This is a genomic window from Gemmatimonadota bacterium, from assembly GCA_026705765.1.
Lineage (GTDB): Bacteria > Latescibacterota > UBA2968 > UBA2968 > UBA2968 > VXRD01.
The window spans coordinates 1-10,124 of the sequence record JAPPAB010000084.1 but is presented as its reverse complement, the minus strand read 5'-3'; the positions used below and the strand labels follow the sequence as shown (position 1 = coordinate 10,124).

The following is a 10,124-nucleotide window of genomic DNA, read 5'->3' as shown; positions in this document are numbered from 1 at the left end:
CACAGGTGGGGACGTCCGCCTATGCAGGAGGCCGCGTAAGACTGGGCTTGTATAGCCAGCAACGGCTGATGATCGCACAATCCCTGCTGAACCTGAGGTTCTGATTTCAGAATCCCACAGGCTTCAGACCTGGGAGTACGTCAAGGCTGCCCCTGGGTCAACACCCCGGCATTCGCGACCACCATCACCTCTACCTGCGAAATTTTGAACCCGACCGCTGGCCAGCCGGCAACCCCGAAGTCTATTACCGCAACATCGACGACTCACCCACCAAAACGCGCGTCATCGAAGAAAAAGAACAGGGCAATGAGACCTACTGGCAACTCTGCATGGGCAAACGCCCCAAAGAAGAACTCTACGATATCCAGACCGATCCCCACTGCATCACCAACCTCGCCGAAAGCACCGACCACCAGACCATCAAAAACGCACTCTGGCAAAAACTTCGCAAAACCCTCAAACAACACGGCGACCCCCGCCTGGAAGGCCGCGGCCACATCTTTGACGAATACCCCGTCACCAACCCAGAACAAGAACAAAGAGTCAAAGAACGATTCCGCATCGCCAACGAAATGGGTAATTTCTTTAAAAGCAATTAGCTCCCACACTCAGCCCATCAATACCCAATCCCCCGCAGATAATCGCGATTGGACTTTGCCGCTTCTGCCGGGGGTTTGGGCGGATAGGGTCGGTCAAGCTCTACAGACACCCATCCATCGTAGCCCACTTCTTCTAACTTCTCCAGCGCCGCCCGTGTGTCAAACCCCATATTCCCCGCGCCGAGTTCTGCAAATCGCGCCTCCTCATTAAACTGCCCCGTGCGGTGATTCCAGGACGCAGGATCATTGGCATGCACATCCTTCAAATGCACATGCCCGATCCGATTCCGCAACACATCGCGCTCAAAAACCTGCATCGGATCGCTACCCGCCGCCAGCATGTGTCCCGTATCGTAGAGCAGCCACAAATCGGGCGCTGCCGTCATCAATCTCTCGGCATCCTCGACCGTCTCGATCAACGTCCGCATATGCGCGTGGTGAAAACCCTTCACATTGTGCGCCTTGCAATACGCCAGCACCTCATCGAGCGAACGAGCCGCATTCTCAACATCTTCATCGCTCGGATCATCGCCCCCCCACATCGCGCGACGACACGACGGCACCTCTGCCGCATCATTGCCCAACGCGATATTGTACCGAACCCGATCAAGCGGACTCGGTCCCCCCACATTGACCAGATGCAAACCATTCTTCCTCGCCAGATTGGCTTTAGCAACCAGATCATCGCCACTGTCGATCTTCAACCCCTCAACCCCATCCCACCCTGCCTCAGCCACCTCTGCCAACACCTTCTCGGGATTTTCGTGCTGCTCACCCCGAAACTGAATCAAATGACAAGCCAGTCTAAATTTGCCCATATTTATGTCCTTTCTAAAAGCGGGCGACCACAGAGCCTGCCCCGTAATGCTTTTATACGGGGGGTCGCCCCTACAATTACACTTCACACTTCATCCACCGTCCGATGCGCGAAAGCATTCCACACACCAGCCAGATCGTGAACGGCCTTAAACATCGGATAAAGCGCGTCCCACATCGCATCTCGCGCTTTGAATGCGGCTTCCCTATCTCCCTCTGCGAATACCCTCTTAAAAGCCTCCACTTGTGCGCGCTGCGTCTCTGCTGTCTGTTCTACGCACGCGACAAAATCCTCCACAGACTGCAAATGTTCATCGGCTCTTGCGCCTGCATCAACGCTCAAATCCGGCGTCTGGTCATAAGAAGAAGAATTCGCAAACCGCGGTGGCTCCTTCTCCCCCTCTGCCGTCCAATACGTATGCGTCGGCAAAATATGTGGAGTCACCGACAAATACATAATCACCTCATCATCGCCCACATTGCGCACCGTATGCGCCTCATCTGTCAGTGCAATACACATCTGACCGGGACCCAACACCTCCTTGTGCCCTTCGATATCAAACTCTGCCTGCCCTTGCAAAATCAGAAAAATCTCGTGCCCCAAATCGTGCGTATGGCTCTGATTGAACTGCCCCACCTCCATCTTCAAAAACCGCGAACGAATCTGGGGTGTCACCAGCATATTGGTAATATCCTTGCGATAGTCAAAAACTTGAAATGGCATGATATCCTCCTTTTAACATAAACAACCAATCCCTCTGCGTCCTCATCCCCGCACGCCAATGATTCTTGCTTCAACATCCCAAACACAGCATATTACGGCACGGGCGACCACAGAGCCTGCCCCGTAATGCTTTTATACGGGGGGGTCGCCCCTACAATCACACCATCAGAAAGAAATGCATGAGCCTGCCCAATCCCGCGCCACAGCCTGACCCCGCATCACACATCACCACCCGCGCCATCATAGTTGGCCTGATCCTGACCCTTGTCATCTGCTATTTTGCCACCGACACCACCTATCGCCTTCGCGCATCTCGCGTGTCTCTGGGCCACATGCCCATGTCATTGTGGCTGCCATTTCTCCTCATCTTCCTGATCAATCCCCTGCTCAAAAAAATCCGGGAGAACTGGATGCTTCGCCCGCATGAATTGGGCCTCATCCTCTGCATGGGATTTATAGGCAGTGTTTTTCCCACCAAAAACGTCGCCGGACGCCTGATCGCCGTACTCGCCAGCCCCTATTACAAAGCCACGCCGGAAAACCGATGGGCGGAATTTACCCACGAACACATCCAACCCTGGGCTGTACCCAGCAATCGCGCGGGCGACATCACCAATTTGTGGGAGGGATTGCCAGCACATCTCTCCACCCCCTATCACGCCTGGGCTGTGCCCCTCTTCTGGTGGTTCACATTTTTCTTTGCGCTATTCATCGCCTGTTTGTGCATCACCGTCATCTTGCGCAAACAATGGGTCGAACACGAACGCATCACCTTTCCCCTCGCACAATTGCCCACCCTGATGATCCGGGATACAGCAACGGGACAAATAGGATTTTTCAAAAACAAATTATTCTGGACGGGATTTGGCATCGGCGCATTCGTCTTATCCTGGAATATTCTGCCCCTCTTCTGGCACAACCTCCCAATCATACCCATTGGTCCCACCCATAGTACCGCCATCTCATTTGGGCACGACTTTCCGCCACTACAAATCAAATTCAACTTCGTCATGGCGGCCTTTGGATATCTCACCAACCTTGAAGTTCTCCTCTCCATCTGGCTATTCCACATACTCTCACTCATCGAAATAGGCGCATTAAACCGCTTTGGCATCACAGTGGGCAGAGACTTTGGCAGCGGCCTATTGCTACAGCAAGTCGGCGGCTTCATCGCATTTGCCCTATTTGGCCTCTTCATGGCGCGGCAGCATATTGGAACCGTCATCCGCGCACTCTGGCAACCGAACGCAGAGGACAAAACCGAACTCCTGTCTTACCGCACCGCAGTAATCGGCCTGATCACCTCGCTCATTTATGCCAGTGCATGGATGTACGCGCTGGGCATATCCCTATTGGGCATAGCGGTACAACTCGGTCTGCTCTTGATCTACTTCATCGGCCTGGCCAAAATTGTCGCAGAAACTGGCCTGGTATATGTCGAAACCCCACTTCGAACCCAGGAACTCGCCGCTGCCGCGCTCGGCACAAACGTGCAAACTCCCGACCACGTCGGCATGGCACTATCGGCCAACAGCGTGGAAAGCCACCGCGAATACATCCTCCCATCCCTCACACACACCGCCAAAATCCACGACGTATTTCGCTGGCCGCGCAATCGCATGGTCGCCGCCCTAATGCTCGCCTTTATCATCGGCTTTGCCGTCTCAATTATCTACACCCTCAACCTCTGTTACGGCGCAACCGGTGCCGCCAACATCCGCCACGTCTTTGTATTCGGCGGATACAGCCAGCGCATGTTTGACCGCGTCGTCTCCTGGGCATCGGAGCCGACCTCTTTTGGCCGCGTTGAATGGCAATTCCTAACTGCTGGCGCGCTCGGCACCCTGTTTTTGAGCCTCATGCGCCTGCGCTTTGCGTGGTGGCCCCTCCATCCGGTAGGATTCACAGTGGGATATGTCTATCCCGTCAGAGTCACCGCCTTCACCGTCTTTCTCGTCTGGGCATTCAAATCCATCGTATTGCGCATCGGCGGCATTCGGCTCTACCGCAATTTGCAACCCTTCTTCATCGGCCTCTTAATCGGCTACACCCTCGGCGTTGGCCTTTCCACACTCGTAGATCACATCTACTTCCCCGGCAACGGCCACATGGTGCATTCGTGGTAAGGGAAAAGGGTCGCCATCGCGCGATGACAACCCCTTTCAATTCAAGACGGTTCTCGCAGAGCCTGTTCCCGGATAGTATTTACATACGGATGCCCCGTCTCCTCCAACCAGCTCAAAATAAGGTCTCTCATCGATGCGGCACGCGCGCGATCTCGATACGCCAGATTGTGTTCCTCAAGGGGATCATCCGCCAGATTGTAAAGCTCGTCCAAATCGCGCACGCCACCGCTCAGAGGCTTCCAATTCAGCACAAACTTCCACGATCCCTGCCTGATCATCACACCACGATTCATCAAATCCGTAAAAATCTCCTCACGCGCAACATCGCGCTCACCCTTCAAAACACCGCCTATACTCTCACCATCCACCCCCTCGGGAATATCAACACCCGCCAGATCCAGTATCGTGGGCATCACATCCACACTGCTATTCAAAGAAGTATTCACAGACCCCGCTTCAATTCGCCCGGGCCACCGCACCAAACACGGCACCTTCATCAACGTATCATACCCACAATACGTCAACTTATACACCATCCCAAACTGCCCCACCATATCGCCGTGATCCGACACAAACATCACAATCGTATTCTCCGCCTGCCCATTGGCATCCAGCGCGTTGAGCACCCGTTCTATTTGTGCGTCGATATAACTCACATACCCCCAATAACGCCGAACATAATCTCGCACCTCATCTCTCGACCAGACATCGCGCACATAAGTACGGGCATTATCCCATTGAAAACGCGGCTTATCCTCCAATGGCGCATCGTAATTATCGGGCAGGGCTACATCGTCCAAATCGTACATCGAATCCCACGGTTCAGGCGGACAAACGGGCAAATGCGGTCCGTAAAAAGACAACACCGCACAAAATGAATTGTCCCGATTAGCATTGAGAAACGAGACCATCTCATCGGCAAAAAAGTGCGCCATATGGTGATCCTCCCCCAACAAACTCACGCTGTGCTCCCGGTCTGGGGCACTCGGCGCTGCCTGATGATTGCCCACGCGAGGCGCATTTTTAACCTCATCGGGCAAACCGGTCGTCTGCAAATACGCTTTGAAATGCTTCCAACCCCCAACCCAGTGATCAAATCCACTCCGGGGTTCATCCTCGCCCGTACCGCCCTCCACCTGTACAAACTCAAAATCGCGCGCACTATCCACCCGTTTTTGCACCCAGCAATCGTCAAACGGACCGCGTCCTGAAAGCCCGCGATACATATTTCCCCCCAAATGCCACTTCCCAATCCACGCGGTTTGATAGCCCGCATCGCGAAATGTATTGCCTATAGACGGCAACGCGTCATCCAGTTCCACATTATTGGCCACCACCTCGTGGTTGTGCGTATAGCACCCGGTCAAATACGTCGCTCGAGACGGCGTACACGGAAACGCCGCAATATAAAAATTGTCAAACCGCATGCCCTCCTGTGCCAGGCGATCTTGAGCGGGTGTTTTCACAACAGAATTGCCGTAACAACCGATTGTCGATACCGGTTGCTGATCCGTCATAATCAAAAGTACATTTGGACGATCACCGGACATTTTAATCCCCTCCTTCTACCCCAAAAATTTCAGGCAAACGGGCATAGGCACTTCCGCGACATGCCCTGTCTCTGTCAATTTCCCTGTCTCTCGGTCAATGGCGAAAGAAACAATCGTATCACTACTTTGATTCTCCGCCAGCAAGTAATTGCCATCGGGCGAAAGCGCGATATTGCGAGGCGTTTCTCCACCAGTGGAATGAATATCGACCGGCGTCAAGTGACCGCTGGACTCGTCAACCGCAAAAATGGCGACACTATCGTGCCCGCGATTTGATCCATACACAAACTTGCCATCGGATGAAACGTGAACATCCGCCGTATGGCTCGTATCTGAAAAATCCCCGGGCAACGTGGCGATGGATTGCAACTCGGTCAACGCGCCCGTCTCTGCATCATAGGCGTAAGCATTGACAGTATTGCCGATTTCATTGATCAGATAGGCGTATTGTCCCCCCGGGTGAAAAGCAAAATGGCGCGGTCCCTCACCGGGAGCGACAGAGACAGATGGTGGATCATTCGCAAGGAGTTTACCGTTCTCGAGATCGAGCTCAAAAATCAACACCTTATCCAAACCGAGATCGGCGACATAAACCCGTCTGTTATCCGGCGAAATATTCGCAGAATGGGCGTGGGGACCTTGCTGCCGTTGCGGATTGACACTGCTGCCCTCGTGCTGAATAAAATCCGACGCCTCGCTCAACGCACCATCTTCCCCAATGGGCAACATACAGGTGCTACCCCCACCGTAATTTGCCACCACAGCATAGCGACCCGTTGCATCGATATTCAAATGACAGGGACCCGTGCCTACTGTCGATTGCCGGTTGATAAACGCGAGATCTGCGGCTTCTGCATCAACAGCATACGCGCTAATCGCCCCCGCGCTCTCGCCATCGTATTCACTGATCTCATTGACCGCATAGAGAAATTGTCCATTGGGATGAACGGCGAGAAATGTCGGATTCTCACTCTCGATACTATTAGCCGGAGTGAGTTCACCCGTCTCGGTATTGAATCGGTGAACGTAAATACCTTTGCTACCAGTGCGGGTATAAGTACCAATAAAAGCGATGATATTGCTCATAGTAAATCTCCTTTAACGACTCAAAATATCGACGACCATATCGCCAAAATCGCTGGTCGAAAGAACATTCTTGGGATCGGTTATTTCTGAGGCGAGTTCAGAAGTGGCATATCCTCTCTCGAGAATATCGAACATAGCGTTCCACAAAGCGTCGGACTCCTCTTTCAGACCCAGACATTTATCCAGCAAAAATGCAATACTGCCAATCATCGAATAGGGATTGGCGATATTTTGCCCCGCGATATCGGGTGCCGACCCGTGCGCCGGTTCCACATAGCCCTTTTCTGGCCCCATACACGCCGAAGGCATCAAACCGAGAGAGCCGAGTAAGCCCCCCGCCTGATCGGTCAGAATATCGCCCTGCATATTTTCCAAAAGCATAACCCCATTGAATTGCGTGGGATCTCTGACGAGTTGAAAAGCTGCGTTATCGACGATAATCGACACGTATTCGACATCGTCGTACTCTTTTGCCATCTCTTCGATAATCGCATCCCAAAGTCGGGATGTCGCCAGCACATTCGATTTGTGAACATGGGTCATCCTGGTGCCGAGACGTCGGGCTTCGTCAAACGCAACCGTTCCAATCGCGCGCACCTGCTCTTCGGTATAAACACAATCGTCGCGCGCGTATTTCATACCCGTAGCAGTACCCTCTTCTTTCTCCCCAAAATAAATACCACCCACCAGTTCCCGAATCATGAGAATATCAATACCCTCTCCAATAACGCTATCGCGCAAAGGTGAAAATGACGCGAGGGATTTGGGCAGCCTGACCGGGCGATAATTGGCATACGTATTAAAACGCTTTCGCAAAGGCAGAATAGCACCGAGTTCCGGGCGCAACTCCTGTGGGATTTTCTTCGTCTCTTCAATGGAAAGCCCCACCGGACCTTTGATAATCGCGTCTGCCCGATCGCACAGGGCTTTTGTCTCATCGGGAAACGGACTGCCCTCGTCAAAATACGACACCGCACCAAAAGGCGCGTATTCCAGCACAAATTCGTGATCGAACTTCTTTTCAATCGTGCGAAGAGCTTTAATCCCCTCGCGCATAATCTCGGGACCAATGCCGTCGCCTTCAAGCACGGCGAGGGTTTTTTTCATAATAAACCTTTCTGTTTAATGAAAAATTACGAGTTAAGAGCCGGGCTAACTTCCGACGCCGCCTCTCTATCTAAAATAAACGTACAATCCGAATGTGTCTGTAAAAAACTCGCCGGACAGGATGGATGGGGAGCACCCTGAACAGCGCGAGCAATCGCTCTCGCCTTATCTGTACCCGTTGCCAGAAGAAGAATCCGCCTCGCCTCACAAATCGTGGCAATCCCCGCGGTAAGCGCCTGTTTGGGCACATCGTCAACGCGCTCGAAAAAGCGACTATTCGCCGCAATCGTACTCTCGGTCAAATCGACCAGACGGGTGCGAGAATCGGGCGCACTGCCGGGCTCGTTAAAAGCAATATGTCCATTGCGACCAATGCCGAGCAACCACAAATCCACGCCGCCACACGCCTGTATCCTGGTCTCAAAAGCCTCGCACTCGAGATCGGCATCCACTGCTGTCCCATTGGGCACATGCGTATTCCAAAGTTGAATATCAGTACCGTCAAAAAACGTGCGATTCATAAAATGGCGATAACTCTGCGGATGCGTGCCATCAAGCCCCCAGTACTCATCGAGATTAAAAGTCGTAAGCTGCGAAAAACTCAGCCCCTCCCGATTCATCCGCACGAGATCGGCATACGTCCTCACCGGCGTTGACCCCGTTGCCAAACCGAGCACAGCATCTGGCTTCTGGCGAATAAGCGCGGCAATTATCGATGCAGCAACGCGAGCCACATCGTCGGGCGTATCGCAAATTTTCACTTGAATAGGCATAATCAAACGCGGCGCAGCACCTGACCGGGCAACGCACCTGTGGGTTCCCCATTGGCAATGACGGACTGTCCGTTGACAAAAACATGCGAAATACCGACTGGCGGCAGCGTGGGATTTTCAAAAGTAGATCTCGCAGCCACCGTATCGGGATCAAAAACAACGAGATCAGCGGCCTTGCCCACAGCGAGTTCGCCCCGGTCGGGAATATTGAAACGCCGCGCGGGAAAACCGCTCATCTTGTAAATCGCCTCCTCAAAAGTCAGCAACCCGCGCTCGCGCACAAAATGACCCAGCACGCGCGCAAAACATCCAAAACCCCGCGGATGCGGATGCGGAATATTAAAAATGCCATCACTGGCAATCATCATACGCGGATGCGTGGCTGTGCGCGTCACGGTCTGCTCCGCTACTTCGGGATCAATCTGCCAGGGAAAAATAACGGCATGGTCTTCGCGCTCCTGAAAAATCAGATCGTATGCAAAATCCTCAAGAGATGTATTTGCCCGAGCCGCGAGATCGCTCAGGCGTTCTCCCGTGTACCTGCCCGAGCCAGTATAACCCACGATTTGATCGCCGCGCCCGAGCCATGTCTTGAGTTCGGCGACTGACTCAGCGCGAACCTCTGGATCCTCAAGACGCGCATTGACCTCATCCGGACTACCGACCTGAAATTTCATAGGCAGCATCATATACAAATGCGTCATCCCGGCCGGATAGAGATAAGATTCAAAAGTCAGATCGATATCTTCGCGCTCAATTCTTTCCAGCAAATCGGCATTCTCGTCGTTGACCCGCTCGTGCGAGATATGAACCGGGATATTTGCAGCGCGGGAAAGCGCGATAGTCTCTTCCCATGCGGCAACGCGCCCAATCGTGTGATAGCGCACATGAGCCGCGTAAATACCCCCGTATTCCGCCGTAACTTTGCAAAGCGCAACAAGCTCCCGAAAATCCGCATTGGCACTCGGCTGATAATCGAGACCCAAATTGAGCGCACCTGCCCCCGCCTCCATCCATTGTCGCGTGAGATCCGACATCCGTGCAATCTCATCATCTGTTGCTGGCCGCGCATCCCACCCGCATGCAGACAGGCGAACCGCGCAATGCGGAACTTGTGGATACACATTTGCCGCGCTGTTATTCGGAAAAAGACGCAGATAATCCTCAGGCGTTTGCCAGCCAATCGGAATATCGACCTCGCCAACGGAAAAGCGCGTATATGTCCACAATTCGCGCGTGCGCTCGGGCGAGAGTCCCGTCCACCCAAACCCATCGGGCGTCAGAAGTTGCGTCGTAATACCCTGCTGCACCTCGGCATAGCGATGAACACCTGTAAGCAGGGC

Annotated in this window: 9 protein-coding genes; 2 read left to right on the top strand and 7 right to left on the bottom strand. The window is 53.3% G+C overall.

What is annotated here, in order from left to right; genetic code table 11:
• The first annotated feature begins 329 nt into the window (after positions 1–329).
• On the top strand, positions 330–599 hold the full coding sequence (locus OXH16_10880; GenBank protein MCY3681895.1) for a hypothetical protein: 270 nt from the start codon (positions 330–332) through the stop codon (positions 597–599).
• A 17-nt stretch (positions 600–616) separates the two neighbouring features.
• On the opposite strand, the gene OXH16_10875 is transcribed toward OXH16_10880, so the two are convergent.
• Positions 617–1,417: a sugar phosphate isomerase/epimerase gene (locus tag OXH16_10875; protein ID MCY3681894.1), complete on the bottom strand. Its 801-nt coding sequence runs from the start codon at positions 1,415–1,417 to the stop codon at positions 617–619.
• 83 nt (positions 1,418–1,500) lie between these two features.
• Entirely contained in the window at positions 1,501–2,139 is a 639-nt protein-coding gene (locus OXH16_10870) for a cupin domain-containing protein (GenBank protein ID MCY3681893.1), read from the bottom strand.
• Positions 2,140–2,318: 179 nt separating this feature from the next.
• On the opposite strand from OXH16_10870, the gene OXH16_10865 reads away from it, so the two are divergent.
• Positions 2,319–4,265, top strand: coding sequence for a hypothetical protein (locus OXH16_10865; protein ID MCY3681892.1), 1,947 nt, complete (start codon positions 2,319–2,321; stop codon positions 4,263–4,265).
• Positions 4,266–4,306: 41 nt separating this feature from the next.
• Here OXH16_10865 and OXH16_10860 read toward each other — a convergent pair whose 3' ends face one another.
• From OXH16_10860 to OXH16_10840, 5 genes are all read right to left on the bottom strand, one after another.
• Positions 4,307–5,815: a sulfatase-like hydrolase/transferase gene (locus tag OXH16_10860; protein MCY3681891.1), complete on the bottom strand. Its 1,509-nt coding sequence runs from the start codon at positions 5,813–5,815 to the stop codon at positions 4,307–4,309.
• Between the two features lie 15 nt (positions 5,816–5,830).
• The gene (locus tag OXH16_10855; GenBank protein ID MCY3681890.1) at positions 5,831–6,901 is read right to left on the bottom strand and encodes a lactonase family protein; all 1,071 of its coding nucleotides are present in this window, start codon (positions 6,899–6,901) and stop codon (positions 5,831–5,833) included.
• Positions 6,902–6,913: 12 nt separating this feature from the next.
• Positions 6,914–8,008, bottom strand: coding sequence for an isocitrate/isopropylmalate family dehydrogenase (locus OXH16_10850; protein ID MCY3681889.1), 1,095 nt, complete (start codon positions 8,006–8,008; stop codon positions 6,914–6,916).
• A gap of 26 nt (positions 8,009–8,034) precedes the next feature.
• The gene (nagB, locus tag OXH16_10845; GenBank protein ID MCY3681888.1) at positions 8,035–8,781 is read right to left on the bottom strand and encodes a glucosamine-6-phosphate deaminase; all 747 of its coding nucleotides are present in this window, start codon (positions 8,779–8,781) and stop codon (positions 8,035–8,037) included.
• 2 nt (positions 8,782–8,783) lie between these two features.
• Positions 8,784–10,124, bottom strand: a 1,341-nt coding sequence (locus tag OXH16_10840) for an amidohydrolase family protein (GenBank protein MCY3681887.1), incomplete at its 5' end; no start/stop codon positions are given.

What these genes read in the sequence shown, in the direction of transcription:
- OXH16_10875 (MCY3681894.1), bottom strand. Translation starts at nt 1,417, where the DNA reads ATGGGCAAATTTAGACTGGCTTGTCATTTGATTCAGTTTCGGGGTGAG.
- OXH16_10865 (MCY3681892.1), top strand. Translation starts at nt 2,319, where the DNA reads ATGAGCCTGCCCAATCCCGCGCCACAGCCTGACCCCGCATCACACATC.
- OXH16_10850 (MCY3681889.1), bottom strand. Translation starts at nt 8,008, where the DNA reads ATGAAAAAAACCCTCGCCGTGCTTGAAGGCGACGGCATTGGTCCCGAG.
- OXH16_10855 (MCY3681890.1), bottom strand. Translation starts at nt 6,901, where the DNA reads ATGAGCAATATCATCGCTTTTATTGGTACTTATACCCGCACTGGTAGC.
- OXH16_10870 (MCY3681893.1), bottom strand. Translation starts at nt 2,139, where the DNA reads ATGCCATTTCAAGTTTTTGACTATCGCAAGGATATTACCAATATGCTG.
- OXH16_10880 (MCY3681895.1), top strand. Translation starts at nt 330, where the DNA reads ATGGGCAAACGCCCCAAAGAAGAACTCTACGATATCCAGACCGATCCC.
- nagB (MCY3681888.1), bottom strand. Translation starts at nt 8,781, where the DNA reads ATGCCTATTCAAGTGAAAATTTGCGATACGCCCGACGATGTGGCTCGC.
- OXH16_10860 (MCY3681891.1), bottom strand. Translation starts at nt 5,815, where the DNA reads ATGTCCGGTGATCGTCCAAATGTACTTTTGATTATGACGGATCAGCAA.